The following is an 18674-nucleotide window of genomic DNA, read 5'->3' as shown; positions in this document are numbered from 1 at the left end:
GCTGGGTAGAACCATCAGCCTGGACGAGAGAATTAGGCATGCAATTTCTGTACTGAAGCGTTTGTGTGTTGAAACTATCGAAGACACGTTGGTTCTGCAACATTTGTTCCGCAAGAGAGACGCTTCATGACTGACTCTTCTCGGCTTTCATAAGTAGAGTTGTTTGAGTAGAGTCGACAACAACTTTCCTATGACGCTTTCTCAAAAAATAACAAATGTTGCTGAGGCAGCCGTTCATCTGTTTTTATCCAGGTGAGTCCCACAGCAGCCATTTCTTTTTTGGCTTGTTTTTCACTCATCTTGTGTAGGCGCTTGATCATAATTAACGGATTCTCTGCCCGATATTCTGCTAGCACTACACGACCGCCAGGCCTCAACCCGGCTACCACCCCTGTCATCACCTCCCGAGGAGATGCAAACTCATGGTATGCATCCACCATGAGTACCAAATCCACCTGCTCAGATGGCAAATGAGGATTATCTTCTTCTGCCTGAATTGTTTGCACATTAGTAAGGCCCTGTTCATCGCCAGCTGCTTCTAACCGCTGAATCATCTCTGGCTGTAGGTCTACTGCCAAGACCTGCCCATCAGGCACTTTTCGAGCCATGCGAAAGCTTATATAGCCGGTGCCTGCACCGATATCGGCCACTGTATCCGTTGGACTCAGACCCAGGGCATCCACGGCCATATCAGGTCGTTCCTCTGTTTCGCGGCTAGGACGCTCTAACCAATAGGCTCCCTGGTGACCCATTACCTGGGAGATTTCGCGGCCCATGTAGACTTTGCCGATGCCGTCACTGCTGGGCTGTTTGTAGCTGTAAATGCTGTTGACGGTGCTGATATCAGCCTGGGTGCAGCCCAGACAGAAGATTGCAATTAATAAAGGAATCAGACGACGTAGCGATACGAGCACCATAGCAATTGGTAAAAAATAATGTAGGGGCGTTCCATGGAACGCCCCTACATTGTGATGTAATGCCCGTATTAATGGGTATTTGGGTTTTTTAACGCTTCGCCTTCGCCCTTTTCGCTTCCAGGTTAAACAATACTTGCAGCGTTTCCATGGCTTGCTTGCGGGACTCAGCATCTTCCTGCGCCCGTAGTTGGGTCATGGGGTCATGCAGAATCTTGTTGACAATGCCACGGGATAGGGCCTCAACTACACTGCGGTGCTTGTCAGAGAAGTCTGCACCCAGACGAGATAGGGCTTTTTCTAGCTCTTGCTCGCGGATAGCTTCTACCTTAGTGCGTAGACTGCTGATGGTGGAGACAGTATCCAGGGAACCAAACCACTTGATGAATTGTGCTAACTCCTGCTCCAGAATACCTTCAGCTTCCTGGGCCATCTTGCGACGGCTTTCCTGGTTCTTGGCCACGACTTCCTTGAGGTCATCAACGGTGTAAGCCTTCACTGCATCGAGTTCCTCTACGTTCTTATGAACATTACGGGGAACAGAGATGTCAAAAAGGCTTAAAGGACGACCGGCCAAGCAAGGCTTAACGTTGTCATGATGCAGCACAGGCTCTTCTGAGGATGTGCAGGTAAAGACGACATCAGCTTTGGTGACAGCGGCTTCCATGATGTCCATGGTGCCGGTCTTGATGTTCACATGGCTGTATTCAGCGGCTAGATCATCGGCTCGCTTGATGCTGCGGTTAAGCAAGGTGATGTTTATAGCTCGCTTAGAGACTAGGTGTTTCACTAACAGGCGACCCATTTTGCCTGCGCCGATGATGGTGATATGGCAATTGGTAAAGTCAGGCACCTTCATCTGAGCAAGTTCAGCAGCAGCAGAACTGACAGAAACTGCCCCTGTACCAATGCTGGTCTCGGTACGTACGCGCTTACCAGTTTTAATGGCATCTTTAAACAGGCGGCTTAAAATGCGACCTACGCCCTTGTACTTCTGGCTTTCTGCTAGGGCGTGTTTCACCTGAGCTAAAATCTGGCCTTCACCCAGTACCAAGCTATCTAGACCGGAGGAGACGCGTAGCAGATGCATGATGGCATCTTGCTGAACCAAGATGAAGAGGTGGGGACGCAGGTCTTCGATGGATAAATCACCATATTCGGCTAGAAACTGAGTGACTTCGCGAATGCCGTTTTCAGTGTTGCTTAAGACTATGTGGAGTTCTAGACGATTACAGGTGCTGAGGATGGAAACTTCTTTGACGTGAGGATAGCTGGTGAGTCTTGCGATCGCACCTTCAACCTTAGGTGTGGGAATACTGAGCTTTTCCCGAACCTCGACTGGTGCAGTCTTATGGCTAAGGCCAATAACGGCAATATTCATTCTTCCTCCAAAAAAGATCCTTTATTAAATGCCCGACGTGCCGGACGATCGCAGTAAAAGTAAATGTCTTCAACAGTCATGAAATAAGCGCTTTAGCGATACCGTGCTAAATGCGCTACCTATTGAAACTAGAGAAAAACGGACCCCCAACTCAAGGTTTCTCAACAAAAGTCCATCATTTGGTGCTAACCGTTACCAAATGACACATAGACATAAGAACACCCTAGCCATTTGTCAACAGCTAGAGTGTTTTTAAAATATGTAAGGTGCGTGGTAACGCACCCTACCCATGGGTGACTTAAGGCCTAAAACTACTTCAGGGAAACGTAGCTGGGGTTTTCAGCCATGTGGATGGTGTCCACAAAGCGAGCAGTCTTGGACTGGTTGGAAATTACCAGGGTCTGAGTCCGAGCACCGCCCTTGAAGAAGCGAACGCCATTCATCAATAGACCAGGCGTAATACCACAGCCAGCAAATAGGACAGTCTCACCGCAGGCGAGCTCTTCAGCGCTGTAAATCTTATCGGGATCAGTGATACCCATTTCATTCAGTCGAGCCAGGTTAGCTTCCTTGCTCTCACCGATGAGGCCGGTCTTAACAATGGCAGGATCGTAGATTAGCTGACCCTGGAAGTGACCGCCCAAGCAGCGCATGGCAGCAGCGGAAATGACACCCTCAGGAGCTGCGCCAATACCCATCAGAGCATGGGTGTTAGTACCGGAGAAACCACAGGAGATAGCAGCAGAGACGTCACCGTCGCTAATGAGGCGAACGCGGGCACCCGCATCACGGATTTCCTTAATCAGGTCGTCGTGGCGTGAACGCTTCATCACCACAACGACAAGCTCGTCGATGGCGCGGTCCAGGCACTCAGACAAAATCTTCAGGTTCTCAGTGGCAGACTTGGTGATGTCTACCTTGCCCTTAGCAGCTGGGGGGGCAGCTAGCTTGTTCATGTAGAAGTCAGGTGCTGCAAACAGACCGCCCTTCTCAGAAATAGCCAATACAGCCATGGAACCGGGCTGACCATAGGCACAAAGGTTAGTACCTTCGCAAGGGTCAACGGCAATGTCGATTTCGATTAGCTCGTCAGGGTTGCAAACCTCGTCAGCATTGGGCTGGGTACAAACACCCACTTCCTCGCCGATGTAAAGCATGGGAGCATCATCACGCTCACCTTCACCAATCACGATCTTGCCGCGCATGTGAATCTTGTTCATGCGCTCACGCATGGCTTCTACAGCCACCTCGTCAGCGATATCCTTTTCACCCTTACCCATCCAGCGAGCAGATGCGATCGCAGCCTGCTCGACAACTTCAATAATTTCTAATCCGAGGGTACTTTCCACTGCGTATTTCCTCCAAACTGCCTGCTGTTATTAAGGCGGCACTGCTGATTGTCGGCGCATCTGTGGCGGGCACTGATAGCCCATCCTCCAGAATCGTTCCTAGAACCACCAGTGGCATTAAGACTATATGAGCGCCTTTAATAGCTTCAGAATATCAGACCGAGGGGGCACCTTTCTTACTGTCTAGGCCACTCCAAACGGTTGATTCAAGCTCCCTGCACGCAATGTGTGGCATACAAAAATGGTCTAAGCATCCCCTATTAAAGAGCCTAAAGCCTTAGCTCATCAGAGGTTGGGAATAAGCATTTGTACTTATGCCTTGCACCATGATTTTGGCTTCACGTCCGAATTCAGCTGTCAAAAAAATATTCATGTGACGTATTAAGTTGCCTTGATACCAGAAAAACAGCTGACGATGCTAGTCTATTGAAACTAGCGGCGAACGCAGGCAGCACTTATGGAATGGCACGTCACGGATGCAAGGAGCTTACGCATAATCGATCAGGAAATTGGTCAGCATACATTTGCTCCAGCCGAATATGAGATAGTGCGTCGAGTGATTTACGCTACAGCAGACTATGAATATAAGGATTTAATTCAATTTTCTGATCAGGCCCTCCCATCTGGAGCTGCTGCGTTGGCAGCGCGTACTACAGTCGTTGTCGATGGTCCCATGGCTCAGGCCGGCATTACCCCCAGGCTGCAAAGTACCTTTTCCAACCCGGTGTACTCCGCTATGGATGCCATTACGCGACCTCAAAAAGATCAGTCTCGGGCCGCTTGGGGCATTGAAACCCTGGCAAAGCGTTATCCAGAGGCAATTTTTGTGATTGGCCATTCTCAACCAGCCCTGGATAGTCTGGTGCAGCTGATTGAAACCGATGTGATTCGGCCTGCTTTGGTGATCGCCACACCTGCGGGGTTTTTGGAAGCAGAGGTGACTAAATCTCGGTTAAAAGACAGCTTGATGCCAAGCATCTGTATTAGTGGCCGTAAGGGCAGCACCGTCGTCGCTGTGGCCATTGTGAATGGGCTGATTGATTTGGCTTGGAAGGCCTATGGTGGCAAGCAACGGGGATAATTGGTGTTGAGGAACGGGCAATGCTGGACGGTGGGCCCTGCCCGCCCTACCTGACCTACTTGACCAAAACCTCCATTCGTTCGGCGATCAAGGCATAAAACGGATCGCTACTGGCCATGCCCATCATTTGCAGAATGGGATTGATGGGGGGACCCTGGTTGGCAATGACTTCAGGTTGACTAAAGCCTTTGACTGACGCGAAGTAGCTTTTGACGAGGGCAATGTGGCGAGCATCGCTGCTGTCGCGCCAGGCTGAGATCGCTTTTTGGTAAAACATCCGATTAGAAAAGCTGACAATGGCGATGCCACCGGGCTTGAGGACGCGATAGATTTCAGCGAAAACAGTTTCAGGCTGTTGCAGATACTGCACGGATACGGTGTTGAGTACGGCGTCAAAGGTGCAATCCTTAAAAGGCAGCGTCTGATTGTCGTTTAAATCCTGGACAAAGTAATGATCGAGTCTGGGATTTTTGGCCAGTTCCTCGGCATTCATACCGTGGCCTTCTACCTGCGCAAATTGCATATCCGATGGCAGATGTGATACCCAACTGCTCATCATGTCTAGAATGCAGCTGTTCGGGGTGAGTCGTTCCTGATATAACTCAGTCAGCTGCTCAATAAACCGTTCGTCCACATGGGTTACAAAACGGGGGTGTTCGTAGAACAAAGTATCGTTAGATTCGTCAAGTTTCTGACGCTGACTAGCGGCAAGCATAAATGTGAAGTCGTATTCGAACAGCAGGCCAAACTACATCCAGTTCTAAACGTTGCTTTGGTGGCAATGATCATAGGGTTCTGGATGTGGTTACATTTATTTTCTAACCTACTTCCGGGTTTCTATGGATTCTTTACCGCTACTGCTGTTGATCTTTGTGCTTGGCCTGGCCACGTTGGTTAAAGCCTCTGATTTTTTTACTGATGCTGCTGAAAAACTAGGTCTTGCCATGGGGTTACCCCCCTTTATTGTGGGCGTAACCATTGTCTCCATGGGGACGTCGCTACCGGAATTATTGTCCTCATTGTTTGGCATCTTTCAAGGGGCAGCGGAAGTCGTGGCGAGTAACGTCATTGGTTCTAACATTGCCAATATTTGCTTGGTGGTTGGTACGGCGGCCATCATGAGTACTAAGATCTTGCGGGTCATGTATAACCTGATCAGCGTCGATCTGCCGTTGTTTGTGGGGTCAGCATTTCTGTTCTCCTTGATGGCCTCATCAGATCAGACGTTTACCCGTGGAGAAGCGCTGATTCTTGTCATTGGCTACATTGTCTATCTGTTTTACATTCTCAAGAGTAGTGATGAAGCCACTGATGATTCTAACCAGGAGGCTGTGGATCCATCTGCCCCGGCCTTTACGACAGCTCAGTTAATGAGGGAGGTGCTGATCCTGGTGCTCAGCGGAATTTTTATATTTCTAGGGGCCAACTATACGATTGACTCGTTGATTCAAATCTCTGATCGTCTCAATATTGGCAGAGATATTATTGCCATTAGTGCTGTTGCCCTGGGAACATCATTGCCTGAGCTGATGGTAACCATTAATGCCGCCCTTAAGGGTAAGGCAGAGTTAGCGGTGGGTAATGTGATTGGGTCCAACATTTTCAACATTTTTGTAGTCGTGGGTATTCCTGGGTTAATTCGGCCACTGCCGGTATCAGATGCGATTCTTACCCATAGTGTGCCAACGTTATTGGCGGCCTCATTGTTGATGTTTTTTATTGTTCAAGACAACAAGATCACCATTTGGGAAGGGTGGTTATTTATCATGTTGTACATCTGGTTTATGGGCACCACATTCCAGGTGATCTAGGCCAGGTGATCTAGGCCAGGTGATCTAGGCGGTCTCGATAGAGACTGGCGGTTTGGGAGGCCTGGTCGAAGATCTTGTCTAAGATAAAGTAAGACCGCTTCGATCTAACTGCTTCGATCTATCTAATGCACTATGGCGACTCTGCAAGACCGGCCTCTGCAAGGGGCTACCCCACGACAATCTGCGAGAGCCTCTTGGACATGGGGACTGATTGCGATCGCACTTTTCCTCAGCGTTGATATCCTCACCTACTTTGCGGCAGAAGGTCTGTGGTTTCGCTCAGTTAACTATCTGGATGTTTTTTGGCTGAGGCTACGCACCCAGGTGGTGTTGGGCACAATGACGTTTTTAGGCAGCTTGTTATTTGCCGGTCTAAATCTCTGGCGAGCCCGGCAGCTGAGTTTTGATGACTATTGCATTGTTCCCAGTGCTGAAAATCGACGCAGAGGCATTGGTTTAGGGCGGCTACTGCCCCTGGCCATGGGGTTGGCACTGCTGCTTTCAGTTTCTTTGCTGTATCACGGACAGCTAGCCCTGACCCGCTGGCATTCCATTGCGGCTGACCCCCTGCCCACTTTGCCCCTGTGGCTGAATGTGGATACTGGCTGGCGGATTATACAGCAGCTTATGGCTCAACCCTGGCAGTTGGGGCCGCTGATGGTCATTATGTTGGGGGTGATGATTTATCCAGGGGTGGGCAGTGCGATCGCAACTTTGCTCCTCAGCCTTAGCTTTAGTTTGGTCCTGTCCTCTAAGTGGTCACGGGTACTGCCAGCCCTCAATCCCACCAGCTTTGAACAATCTGATCCCCTGTTCAATAACGACATTAGCTTTTACATTTTTCGCCTGCCTGTGCTAGAGCTGGCAGAATTCTGGCTGTCTGGCCTGTTTTTATTTACGTTAGTGGCGGTTGCCCTGATTTACTTGTTAGCAGGCAAACGTCTCAGTCAGGGACGATTTCTAGGTTTCTCTGCCCCACAACAGCGGCACCTGTATATCTTGACAGGTCTACTGCTGTTAACCACCAGCATTAACCATTGGCTGAATCGGTATGAGCTGCTTTACTCTCGCCAGGGGGTGACCTACGGCGCTAGCTACACCGATGTCATGGTGGATTTGCCAGTACAGACAGCCCTGAGCATCATTACCCTGAGTTTGGTGGTCATAGCATTTAGTAGATATCTCTTTGGGTTTGCCAAACATCGATCCAGGTTGAGAGTCCCCTCCTTTGCAATTCTGATTGCGACGTATTTAACGGTCGCTCTACTGGGTGAAACCCTTGCTCCCTGGTTAGTGCAACGCTTGGTGGTGCAGCCCAATGAATTTCAGCGAGAGCGTCCCTACATTGAGCGCTCCATTGCGTTTACCCGTGATGCGTTTAACCTTACCGATATTCAAGAAGAGAGTTTTAATCCTCAAAATAATCTCACAGTCGAAAAGCTAAACAATAACGATCTGACGGTGCGCAATATCCGAGTTTGGGATACGCGCCCCCTGCTTGAAAGTAACCGGCAGTTGCAACAGATTCGCCTGTACTATGAATTTTTCGATGCTGATGTAGATCGCTATACCCTGACCAAGAGTGACGGCACCACCGAACGTCGTCAGGTGCTGATCTCTGCCCGTGAACTCAATTATGAGCAATTAGAAGATACGGCTCAAACTTGGGTGAACAGACACCTCAGCTATACCCATGGCTATGGCTTCACCATGAGCCCGGTGAATACGGCAGCCATTGGCGGTCTGCCAGATTACTTTATTAAAGACATTGCCCATGTGCCCAGTAATGAAGATGTTGCCCGCAGCATCCCCATTGGGCAGCCACGAATTTACTTTGGCGAATTAACTAACAACTATGTCATGACTGGTACTCGGGTCCCCGAACTGGACTACCCAGGAGAAAATGACAATGTTTATACCACCTATGCTGGTACCGGTGGCATCTCGCTGGGGGCTTGGTGGCAGCGATTGCTGTATTCTAAGCATCTCAGCGACTGGCAAATGTTGTTTACCAACGATTTTACCGCCGATACAAAACTGTTGTTTCGGCGCAATATTCAAGAGCGTGTCAAAGAAATTGCACCGTTTCTGCAATTTGATGGCGATCCCTACCTGGTGGTGGCCGATGCCAATGCCCAGGCCGCCTCTGATACCTCTAATCCGATCGATCCCGAGGGTAGCTATCTCTATTGGATCATCGATGCCTATACCACGAGCGATCGCTATCCCTATTCAGACCCCGGTGGCCAACCGTTTAACTATATTCGAAACTCTATCAAGGTGGTGGTGGATGCCTTTAATGGCTCAGTCTCGTTTTACGTTGCTGATGCCACTGACCCCATTATTCAAACCTGGGCTGAATTGTTTCCCAAAATGCTTCAGCCTTTAGAATCAATGCCTCCGGCGTTGGTCGCCCACATTCGCTATCCCGAAGACTATTCCCTGGTGCAGTCAAATCAGCTGTTGGTTTATCACATGACCAACCCACGTATTTTTTATAACCGCGAAGATACCTGGCGAGCTCCCAATGAAATCTATGCCAATGAATCCCAGGTGGTAGAACCCTACTATTTGATTATGAAACTGCCCAAGGAAGCGGCAGAGGAATTTGTTCTGCTCCGGCCATTTACCCCATCGCAGCGGAACAACCTGATCGCGTGGCTCGCATCGCGTTCCGACGGCAATCAGTATGGTCGGATGTTGCTCTACCGCTTTCCTAAGCAGGAACTGGTGTACGGCCCTGAGCAAATCGAAGCCCGGATCAATCAAGATCCAGAAATCTCTCAGCGGATCTCCCTATGGAATACCCAAGGCTCACGGGCTAATCAAGGCAATTTGCTGGTCATTCCTATCGAAGAATCATTGCTGTATGTAGAGCCGTTATATCTAGAGGCTGAACAAAACCGGTTACCAATTTTGGCCCGTGTGATTGTGGCGTATCAAAATCGTATTGCCATGGCAGAAACCCTGGAGCAATCTTTGCAGGCAATCTTTAATCCTCAGCGTTCAGGGGGCTCGACGATTTTACGAGACTTGAATGCCGAGCTTTTGAACTAGTACCCCGATGGCAGAAATTTAGCAGCCTATGGCATCCCCCCCATCCACTCATCCACTCATCCCCCCATCCACTCATCGACCCATCGACCCATCCGCATTTGATAATGGACAAACGTACGCCATAGAGCCCCCGTGAGCTATCAAGTTTCGACCGCGTCAACAATTCAAGTAACCTTTGATAAAATCAATCCAATCAATAGAGGTTGCCTATCGTTTTTGGAGAAATTTGCCTTAACCATTCAGGCTCCTATAAGGAAAGTGCGATATATACAGTTTTGGAGGTTGTCAATCATAGAATGGTAAAGGTGAAAACTATCAATTGTGATTTTGCCGGATGTTGCTCGACCCTCATGTAAGCGTGCTTAAGGCTCCTTTATTTTTGATATGCATTCTCGACAGAGCCTCATCGAAATCTTTTCAACCTTTATTGAATTTCGGTCAGATCGCTTTAATCGTTGGGTAGTAGATCCTAGATTGCGGAGAAATTTTGAGCAGCACCAAGATCAGTTGGCCAATACGGAGCCTTCAGAAGATTTTTGGTCACTTTATTGGCATTCACGTTGGAAAAAGCAGCCAGACGATATTGCGCTTGGGCATCTAGCGGCCTATTTGCAGGAAGCCTGGTACTGGTCTGCTCAGCGGTCAATGCGCATGCTCAGCCGCACCTCGTATCGATTGTCAGACTGTTTTCAGCTGGCCAATATAGATCTAGCGAAAGTTTTAGCAGGGTATGATCCCCGACGCGGTGCCAGCTTAAAGGGGTATGCCAGAATTGTTTATGCTTCTTTGATTAGGGATACGCTACGCCAGCGTCAAGAAGCGGATATTTGTACCGTGTGGACGCTTTTGCGGCGGGTGAGTAAACAGCGCATGGTAGAGGCATTGCGCCATGCTGGATTATCACCTACGGCGATTGCCCAGTATCGGTTGGCCTGGGTTTGCTATAAAACCCTCTATGGTGCTGCCAAAGCCCATAATCGTAAATTGCGAGCACCGGATCGGGAGCAGTGGATTGCGATCGCAAACCTTTACAACGCCGAACGGCTCATGCAGCTATCTGAACCTGGAGCTGTCCTGACACCAGCAGACCTGGAGCAACGGTTGGCCCAATGTGCTGCCTGGGTGCGGGAATACATGTACCCGACCGTCCAATCATTAAATGTCCCCAGCCCTAACCGAGAGGTGGGTGAACTCCAGGATGAGCTTTCTGACTCACTGCAATCATCACTTATTAACGCCATTATTGAGCTAGAAGATGGTCAGCAGCGCCAGATGCAGCAGGCTCACATCAACACAGTCCTGATCGCCGCTATCGGTAAATTGACCCCAGATAACCAGGCGATGCTGCATCTGTACTATGGTGACGGCTTGACCCAAGTACAAATTGCCCAGCAGCTAGATATTAAACAATACACAGTGTCCAGGCGTTTGACCCGCACCCGCGAAAACTTACTGCGGGCCTTGATAGCCTGGGCCAAAACCATGCATATTTCGCCTTCGCCAGACCTAATCACCAACATGAGTGTTGCCCTGGAAGAATGGCTGACGGTTCACCACCGCAATCAGTCTTAGATTACTAGATTAATAACCAACCGTTGCCAGCGATGGAGTTGCGCGCATGAGCCTCACATTTGCCCAGCCTACTGAATGGTGGCTAGAAATCCCACCCAATATCCAAACCCAATGTTGGCAAGCCAGGGAGACCTTAGTCACGCCTGGTCGTCGTGAGGAATTCTATCTAAATCAGCTTTGTCTGCGGGTGTTTTTACCCTGGTTTCAGCAAGAATATGCCCGAGAGACATCCATCTGGCCCAATGTAGATAGCTTGCCGAATATTTGGGAAATGGTGGGCGGTAGCTGTCTGACCATGGGGGCTAAACGGCTGGTGCTACTCCCTTCAGAGACATTGGATACAGGCGGATTAGACATTCCTCAAGAATGGGTAGATATTCCAGATTGGGCCGCCGATTATTATCTAGCAGTCCAAATTGATTTAGAAAACCACTGGCTCAGGGTGTGGGGCTATACAACCCACCAGCACATTAAAAAAGTGGCTGATTACGATGGGTGCGATCGCACCTATTGTGTGTCAAGCCAGGACCTAAAACGCGATCTCAATGCCTTCTGGAACATCTGTCAATTTTGTCCAGATGCTGACACTCGGGCGGTGATACCGCCGTTACAGCCCTTATCTCCCGCTCAGGTAACTCAAGCCATGCAACAGTTAAGCCAACCCAATACAGTATTTCCTAGACTCATGCTCCCGTTTACCCACTGGGCGTCGCTAATCCAGGGTGAAGACTGGCGTCAGCAGCTATATCAGCGACGCATGGAAAACCAGCAAGCAAAGTTGGTTAAGGCCACGACAAACCTGAGCCAGTGGTTGCACAACCTATTTGGTGAAGACTGGCAACCCCTTGACTCATTTTGGGGCTTGCAGCATCCTGCCTTTGCATACAACATGCGACGGGCCAGAGAGTCTAAAGGATTTTGTGCACCAAGAATTAAATTCGTTACATTAAATGCTGAAGTAGAACCCCAGACGGTAGCATTACTGATGGTGTTAAATTCAGAGTCCGATGGGCGTATGGGTGTGCGGGTACAGGTACATCCAGCCGTTGAGAATAATCATGTGCCGACTGATCTCATTCTCTCTATTTATTCCAAAGATGATGAGATATTGCAGTCTGTTCAAGCCCGTACTCAAGAAGACTACATGCAGTTACCGTATTTCAGGTGTCAGCCGGGTACTCAGTTCCGTCTTCAAATTGACCTTAGTGATGACACCTTTAGCGAAACCTTTTCGGCTTAATAGATTCTCTGAGATGCTTCTATGAATCCACTGGTTGTCTTAAATTTAGGTCCAGGGAATTGTCAAACAGGCTTTAACAGCGTTAATGCCCAGCTCTTATTTCCAGATAGTGAGCTGCCTGTACAATACCGTGGTCGTGGTAGTCTGCCTGCGGCTAAAAATCTCCCTGAGCTCTACGAGCAATGGCGTCGTCTGTACGAAGCCTTGAATAACCGCTTTCGCTCGCGGCTATCGGCAAAAGATCTGATTGAATTTGAACCAGAACCCATTACTAATGTTTCCAGGGTCGACTTGCTAGAGTTGAGTGAGCGTTTAGAGGGGGAAATCAATCAGTGGCTAAATTCTCCTGGCTTTCGTAAGATCGATCAGCAATTACGGGTGAAACTTGATCCTAAAGAGAATGTTAGGGTCATTATCGAAACGGACGATCCTCTACTTCAGAAATTACCCTGGCATCTCTGGCGATTTTTTAAGGATTACACCAAAGCAGAGGTGGCTCTGAGTTCTCCAGAGTATGAGGTTGCCAGCCAGACCACCACGGCCATCAGTCGTCGGATGAGAGTTTTGGTGGTTTTAGGGCATAGTGAGGGGATCGACACTCAAGTCGATCGCCTGATGCTTGAAGATGTTGATGCTGACACTATTTTTTTATCGAACCCTAACCGAGCTGAATTAGACCGACAGTTATGGGATGACAAGGGCTGGGATATTTTCTTTTTTGCTGGCCACAGCACGAGCCATGCCGTTGATGGGAAGGGCAAATTTAAGGAGCAGCTGTTTCTAAATTCGGATGAAAAGCTCTCTATTGATGAATTGCGGAATGCTCTGAGTGCATCTATTAGCCGTGGTCTCAAACTAGCTATTTTCAACTCCTGTGATGGTTTAGGTTTAGCGCGGGCGTTAGCTGATCTAAATATTCCTCAGCTGATTGTGATGCGAGAGCCGGTGGTTGATCCGGTGGCCCATGCGTTTTTAGAGAACTTTTTACAGACCTTTTCCCATGGAGAGGCGTTCTACACTGCCGCTAGATATGCCCGAGAGAAACTACAGGGGTTAGAGGGAAAATATCCCGGTGCTAGCTGGTTACCTGTGATTTTTCAGAACCCAACGGAAGCGCCGATTGTTTGGACTAAAGGAGCAGAGCCACCTCAATCACAGTCGTTATTGATCGAGCCACGGGAGCCCCAGCCCCAGCCAGTTAAGTCTAAGACATTATCGGATATTAACTGGCGTCATCTGTTGGTCACCAGCTTAGCTGTTACCCTACCGCTTGTCGGTGTCAGGGCCTTAGGGCTTTTGCAGCCGTTAGAGCTATCTGCCTATGACCATTTAATCCGGTCTCGGCCCGTGAGCTGGGAGCAGCCTGCTGTTGATCAGCGTCTGCTGGTGATAGAAATTGATCAAGATGATACCGATAAATATGGCTATCCCATTCGAGATGGCGTGTTAGCTGCGGCATTGGACCAACTACGGCAACGCCAGCCTCGGGCCGTGGGCATTGATATGCATCGCTATCAGGTGAATGAACCTGGTCGCGAGGAGCTGCTTGAGCAGTTTGAAAAATCGCCTGATCTGATCACAGTGTGTTCTTTTGATCAGAGTGATCGAGAGATTTTGGGGCATCCTCCTGAATTCTCTCGTTATCAAGCTGAACATCAAGTGGGTTTTAGTGATCTCGAAATTGATGATGACTATCAGCGTAACCGTCCGGTTGTACGTCGTCATTTATTGTCTTACGACCCCCACTTAGGCCCTATTTCTTCGGCTTGTTCCACACCCTATAGTTTGAGTCTTAATCTGGCTCTACGTTTTTTAAGAAAAGAGGGGGTGCAACCTCTGAATGCGAATACACAGCAGAATTGGCACTTAGGCCCTGTTGTGTTTAATCGGTTGGCTGTACGGACGGGTGGTTATCAGCAGTTAGATGGTCAAAGTAGTCAAATTTTGTTGAACTACCGATTTAAGCCTAAGCCTGCGCACCGCATTAGTTTTACGGACCTGCTGGAAGGACGATTTAATGATAATTTAATTCGCGATCGCATTGTGCTCATGGGGGTGACCGATCCCATTGCTAATGATATTCGTGAAACACCTTTTGGCACATTGCCAGGGGTCTGGGTTCATGCCCACGGGGTAAGTCAGCTGCTCGCGGCTGTTTTAGATGAGCGCCCCTTAATTTGGGTATTGCCCCAAGTCGGCCAGTGGCAGTGGGGGGACATGCTCTGGATTTGGGGATGGGCCGTTGTGGGCGGTGTGTTGGTGTGGTGTATTCGCCGCCCAGTGATGGTGTTACTGGTTGTGGGCGGGGCCAGTGTGGGCCTGCGTCAGGTTTGTCTCTTGCTTTTAGTGCAGGGGGGATGGGTACCCCTGGTACCCGCATTATTTGCATTAGGTGGAACTGCTGGAGTTTTGTTAGCGTATAAGCATGGTTATCTGCGCGTTATTACTGGTGCAGTGTCAAAGTTAACAATACGGGTTGGGTCCTGATAAAGAGTGCTGCGTCAGCCTTAGCGAAGCAATGCCTTTTAGGCTATTGCCTCCAGGGCGATGGGGTGAAGTGTGGCTCTTCATCCCTTTAGATTCTTTACCAGCTTTGCCTGAAATTTTCAGCTTGACAGACCATTAAACTACGGACTACTAAATCACTGTCGAATCGTTGGACCTGAAAACGTTCTAGATATAGAGGAGTTGATAAATGCGATCGCAAAACCGTTTAGCCCTCGTCAGTTTTGCATGGGTAGCACTTTTGAGCCCCCTGGGTTTCATGCCCATTGCTTCAGCTATTCCCAATCCGATTGACAATGGTCGTGGTCGGAAAGCTGAGCTACCCGATGCCCCATCAACACCACCACCATCGGGTAATCGCCAACCCGGCGGTAGCCTCAGCGGTGGTCCGGCGGTGTGTCCTCAAAAACCCCAGGAATTAACGGCGATTACCCCGGCCAATGTCCATGGCAAAACCCTGGCGGGATATCCCACAACCTTTTGGTTTTACATGCCCTATACCGTGGATGAGGTGGAGAGTGGAGAGTTTTCCATCTTGACTGAATCTGAAGATGATCGGGTGTATGAAACCTCATTTGAACTGCCTACCCAGCCAGGGTTTGTCAGTATCACGTTGCCAGCTGATATCGCCAATAGCCTGGAAGAAGGTCAGTATTATCACTGGTATTTGAATGTATCCTGTATTGCCAGTGACGAGGCTGTAAGCGACCTAAATATTGATGGCTGGGTACAGCCGGTGGCGGCGGCATCACCCGTGCAGGGCAATGCCCCATCGTCTGATATCTGGTACGACAGGGTTGACCAGGTTGCATCACAGCTGCAAACAGCGTCTCCCAATGATGGGGATATTAGACGTACCTGGGCTGACTTGCTAGAGTCCGTTGACTTGGGCGAGTTTACTCAATACCCGGTGGTCGGTCCAGTAACGTTGACAGATGGTTAGTTGACAGATGGTTAATTGCAAGGGGATTGAATAAATTGCTTTGAAACTGCCTAACCCTTGTGGGGGTGTTGCCTTGTGCACACCTTGCCCTAGGCAGTTGTGAGATCCTTTGATTTTGTTAACGCCAATTGCCCACCAATACATAGGTGGCCCAAAGGTGGGGGGCACGATACCCCTGTGCAATCAGGGCCAGCTGAGCATTTTGTAATGCTTTTGCTCGGCTAGTGCCTGGCTGTTTTAGTTCCTCATAGAACCGGATCATCAAGGCTGTGTTGGGGATGTCCTGCGCTTCCCATAGGGTGGAAACGGTGCTGCGTGCCCCTGCCTGTACGGCAATGCCAGCCAGGCCCAGTATGGCTCGATTATCGCCGGTGGCGGTGGAGCAGGCGCTCAATACCAGCAATTCGATGGGGGTTTCGCCCTGCACACTGGCCGATTGGATCAGATCCCCAAGTTCTTGGCCACGGATTAGTTTTTGGTGGGCCACGATAAAGGTTTCTTCTGGATCGGAGCTAAAGACACCATGGGTTTTGATGTGAATGCCTGAGAAACTGCCCGTACTCAGCTGTTGCTGTAGTGCTTCTCTCTGAAAGTTTTCATTGGTTAGGGGTGGCTGCGGGCCAAACAGCTCACTGATTTTGTCTAACTCAGCATCGAGCTTTTCAATGGCAGGAAACTGTCGGTTTTCGATTTCCTGGGGGGTGCCCACACCTCCTGTAAACACCCTGAGTTCTTTGGTAAGGGGTCTGGGGGTGAACAGTTCCAGCTCAGGGGCGATTGCGATCGCATACTTCTCCACCAGATATTGCTCCCCATCATTTAAAACCGCCATGGGAATATTCCGCAAAGCACCATCCAACACAAAGACCAGGGTTTGTATTTCATAGTCCTGCAGCGCTGCCTCAATCGTTTCTGAAAACAGCCATTTATAGATCTCTTTAGCAGCCTTTCTCACTTCAGGTGTGCGGTTGGGGGCATTACTGAGATCCCGCCGCAGCTGTTCTAACTTGGTTTCAGCCGTTTCCTGGGGGATCTCAAAATCAGCAAAAATCTTCTGCCCCTGCAGCTGTAGAATCACCGCAATCCGATCTGGCAAAATAATCGGATACAGAATCGCAGCATCGGTATCCGCCTCAAACTGACTGATGGTGGTGGTGCTGGCTAAGTCACAGCGCAGAAAGTTTTCGAGCTCACTCAGCTGTAGGCTATCAATCTGTTGGATGGCAAGGTTCAACGTTTGATCGCTGAAGCTGGCCTGCTCGCCATGGCTCAGCAATAACTCCACAAACTCACGATAAACAGGCTCAACATTATCCCGAAACGAAAATTGCACCTCGGCATCGATAAAGAGCAGATTTTTACGGACCTGTTCTAAGGTTTTGACGGCAGCATCATAGGCCTTAACAGCTTCATCCTGTTTGCCTTGTTTCCTTAACAAACGCCCCTGTTGCCATTCCCAACGATAGCGACCATCTAGAAATTGCGTCTCATTGGTGAGCCACAGGGCTTTTTGAGTCAGCGCTTGAGCTTGAGGCCATTGCTGGAGCATTTCGTACAGCTCACCCCGCTGGCCAATGCCATAGGATTCTGCAATGGTGTCATCCAGGGCCTGGGCCTGTTGGATGGCAGTGACCAAAATTGCGTCAATCTCTTGCCAGCTGGGAGTGCCTGCTTGACTGATCTGAATGTTTTTGGGCTGTGCCTCCTTGGGCTGTGCCTCGCTGACCTGCATCAGGGTAGCTAAACTCTTGGCGAAATTGAGTTGGGCATAAATAGCAGTGCGGCTGGGCGGTAGCTGGGGAATGGAGGATAGCAGATCTGGCCATAGGGCTTGGGCAGCGGACCATTCTTCAAGATCTATTAAAAAACTGAGCCGGTTAAGATTGGCCTGCACCTGATTGAGGGACGCTGCTCCAGTGCTGGCGACCTCTTCATAGGCGGCAAGCGCCGCCGTTTGATGTACTAGCGCCTCATCTTTTTTGCCAATGGCACTGGCACTATCACTGAGGGCGCGTTCAGTATTGCCTAGATCCAGTAACACTGAGGACTGAATCTGGGGTCGGTTAGCTGTCTTGGCGATGGCCAGGCTCTGTTGCAGGTTTTCCTGGGATGCCGTTAGTTCGCCAAACTGTCGTTGGGCATTGCCTAAATGCCAGAATCCTGTGGCCGTTAATACTGGGTCCAGCGCTCCATTTTGCAAAATTTGAGAGATTTCCTCATTCAAAATGGTTTTAGATTGCACGTGCAAGCCTAAGGTTTGCAATGCTTTTGCCTGGTTGATCAGGCTCAGTAAAACACCTCTCTTATGGTCTGCTTGTCGATAAGCCGTTGTTGCCTCACGCCAGCTTAGTAGGGCGGCTTCCATATTGCCCTGGCCCCAATACAGGCGGCCCTGGGTGTTTAGGGCTTTGGCCAGGGTTTCTGAATAGGCGGCTGAGTCGATGGGGGTTTCTAGTAGGCTGAGACTTTGGGCAATTGTTTCGGTGGCTTGGGGCCATTGCCCCAGGTGTTGGTGGGCCAGGGAGAGATTGCTAAGCAGTAGGGCCTGGGTGAGACTATCGGATGGGGGTTGGTCGTTTTGTAAGGCCTGGGTCCAGCTGGTGATGGCGGCGGCGAATTGCTCTGATTCATACTGCCGGATGCCTGTATGTAGGAGGGAGCTGGCTGAGGAGGTTTGGATTGTTTGTTGCTTTGTGTTGTCCTTGAGGAGGCTACCGTGTATACACAGCTCGGCAGGGAGTTCAACATTCTGCATGACCCCCCTTAATCCCCCCTTGGTAAGGGGGGAAACTCCGGTCCTCCCCCTTACCAAGGGGGAGTT

12 protein-coding genes are annotated in these 18674 nt (G+C 49.7%); 7 read left to right on the top strand and 5 right to left on the bottom strand.

Annotated elements, in window-relative coordinates; genetic code table 11:
- Positions 1-188: 188 nt before the first annotated feature.
- From QGP82_RS18390 to glpX, 3 genes are all read right to left on the bottom strand, one after another.
- Positions 189-917, bottom strand: a complete 729-nt coding sequence (locus QGP82_RS18390) for a class I SAM-dependent methyltransferase (RefSeq protein ID WP_499060614.1) — start codon at positions 915-917, stop codon at positions 189-191.
- Positions 918-1005: 88 nt separating this feature from the next.
- Positions 1006-2295: a glutamyl-tRNA reductase gene (locus tag QGP82_RS18385; protein ID WP_499060613.1), complete on the bottom strand. Its 1290-nt coding sequence runs from the start codon at positions 2293-2295 to the stop codon at positions 1006-1008.
- Between the two features lie 311 nt (positions 2296-2606).
- Positions 2607-3644, bottom strand: coding sequence for a class II fructose-bisphosphatase (glpX, locus tag QGP82_RS18380; RefSeq protein WP_163671062.1), 1038 nt, complete (start codon positions 3642-3644; stop codon positions 2607-2609).
- Between the two features lie 457 nt (positions 3645-4101).
- On the opposite strand from glpX, the gene QGP82_RS18375 reads away from it, so the two are divergent.
- Positions 4102-4725: a precorrin-8X methylmutase gene (locus tag QGP82_RS18375; RefSeq protein WP_163671063.1), complete on the top strand. Its 624-nt coding sequence runs from the start codon at positions 4102-4104 to the stop codon at positions 4723-4725.
- Between the two features lie 55 nt (positions 4726-4780).
- Here the strand turns inward: QGP82_RS18375 and QGP82_RS18370 are convergent, their stop codons facing one another.
- Complete coding sequence (locus QGP82_RS18370; RefSeq protein ID WP_163671064.1) at positions 4781-5440, bottom strand: class I SAM-dependent methyltransferase; 660 nt, start codon at positions 5438-5440, stop codon at positions 4781-4783.
- 124 nt (positions 5441-5564) lie between these two features.
- Here QGP82_RS18370 and QGP82_RS18365 point away from each other — a divergent pair, with 124 nt between their 5' ends.
- The 6 genes from QGP82_RS18365 to QGP82_RS18340 all read left to right on the top strand — a co-directional run bounded on the left by QGP82_RS18365 (position 5565) and on the right by QGP82_RS18340 (position 15853).
- Positions 5565-6536 carry a calcium/sodium antiporter gene (locus tag QGP82_RS18365; protein WP_163671065.1) on the top strand — a complete coding sequence of 324 codons (972 nt, stop codon included), beginning with the start codon at positions 5565-5567 and terminating at the stop codon, positions 6534-6536.
- Positions 6537-6668: 132 nt separating this feature from the next.
- Positions 6669-9593, top strand: a complete 2925-nt coding sequence (locus QGP82_RS18360) for a UPF0182 family protein (RefSeq protein WP_499060612.1) — start codon at positions 6669-6671, stop codon at positions 9591-9593.
- Between the two features lie 384 nt (positions 9594-9977).
- Positions 9978-11165, top strand: a complete 1188-nt coding sequence (locus tag QGP82_RS18355) for a sigma-70 family RNA polymerase sigma factor (RefSeq protein WP_163702863.1) — start codon at positions 9978-9980, stop codon at positions 11163-11165.
- Positions 11166-11211: 46 nt separating this feature from the next.
- On the top strand, positions 11212-12405 hold the full coding sequence (locus QGP82_RS18350) for a DUF1822 family protein (RefSeq protein WP_499060611.1): 1194 nt from the start codon (positions 11212-11214) through the stop codon (positions 12403-12405).
- A gap of 21 nt (positions 12406-12426) precedes the next feature.
- Positions 12427-14892, top strand: coding sequence for a CHASE2 domain-containing protein (locus tag QGP82_RS18345; protein ID WP_499060610.1), 2466 nt, complete (start codon positions 12427-12429; stop codon positions 14890-14892).
- A gap of 208 nt (positions 14893-15100) precedes the next feature.
- Positions 15101-15853 carry a DUF928 domain-containing protein gene (locus QGP82_RS18340; RefSeq protein ID WP_499060609.1) on the top strand — a complete coding sequence of 251 codons (753 nt, stop codon included), beginning with the start codon at positions 15101-15103 and terminating at the stop codon, positions 15851-15853.
- A 118-nt stretch (positions 15854-15971) separates the two neighbouring features.
- Here the strand turns inward: QGP82_RS18340 and QGP82_RS18335 are convergent, their stop codons facing one another.
- Positions 15972-18608, bottom strand: coding sequence for a CHAT domain-containing protein (locus QGP82_RS18335; protein WP_499060608.1), 2637 nt, complete (start codon positions 18606-18608; stop codon positions 15972-15974).
- Positions 18609-18674: the final 66 nt, after the last annotated feature.

It is taken from the genome of Leptothoe sp. LEGE 181152 (assembly GCF_032906605.1).
Taxonomy (GTDB): Bacteria; Cyanobacteriota; Cyanobacteriia; order Phormidesmidales; family Phormidesmidaceae; genus Leptothoe; species Leptothoe turfae.
This window is presented reverse-complemented; position numbering and strand designations above follow the sequence as displayed.

What these genes read in the sequence shown, in the direction of transcription:
- QGP82_RS18345 (WP_499060610.1), top strand. Translation starts at nt 12,427, where the DNA reads ATGAATCCACTGGTTGTCTTAAATTTAGGTCCAGGGAATTGTCAAACA.
- QGP82_RS18350 (WP_499060611.1), top strand. Translation starts at nt 11,212, where the DNA reads ATGAGCCTCACATTTGCCCAGCCTACTGAATGGTGGCTAGAAATCCCA.
- QGP82_RS18375 (WP_163671063.1), top strand. Translation starts at nt 4,102, where the DNA reads ATGGAATGGCACGTCACGGATGCAAGGAGCTTACGCATAATCGATCAG.
- QGP82_RS18335 (WP_499060608.1), bottom strand. Translation starts at nt 18,608, where the DNA reads ATGCAGAATGTTGAACTCCCTGCCGAGCTGTGTATACACGGTAGCCTC.
- QGP82_RS18355 (WP_163702863.1), top strand. Translation starts at nt 9,978, where the DNA reads ATGCATTCTCGACAGAGCCTCATCGAAATCTTTTCAACCTTTATTGAA.
- QGP82_RS18385 (WP_499060613.1), bottom strand. Translation starts at nt 2,295, where the DNA reads ATGAATATTGCCGTTATTGGCCTTAGCCATAAGACTGCACCAGTCGAG.
- QGP82_RS18360 (WP_499060612.1), top strand. Translation starts at nt 6,669, where the DNA reads ATGGCGACTCTGCAAGACCGGCCTCTGCAAGGGGCTACCCCACGACAA.
- QGP82_RS18370 (WP_163671064.1), bottom strand. Translation starts at nt 5,440, where the DNA reads ATGCTTGCCGCTAGTCAGCGTCAGAAACTTGACGAATCTAACGATACT.
- QGP82_RS18390 (WP_499060614.1), bottom strand. Translation starts at nt 917, where the DNA reads ATGGTGCTCGTATCGCTACGTCGTCTGATTCCTTTATTAATTGCAATC.
- QGP82_RS18340 (WP_499060609.1), top strand. Translation starts at nt 15,101, where the DNA reads ATGCGATCGCAAAACCGTTTAGCCCTCGTCAGTTTTGCATGGGTAGCA.
- QGP82_RS18365 (WP_163671065.1), top strand. Translation starts at nt 5,565, where the DNA reads ATGGATTCTTTACCGCTACTGCTGTTGATCTTTGTGCTTGGCCTGGCC.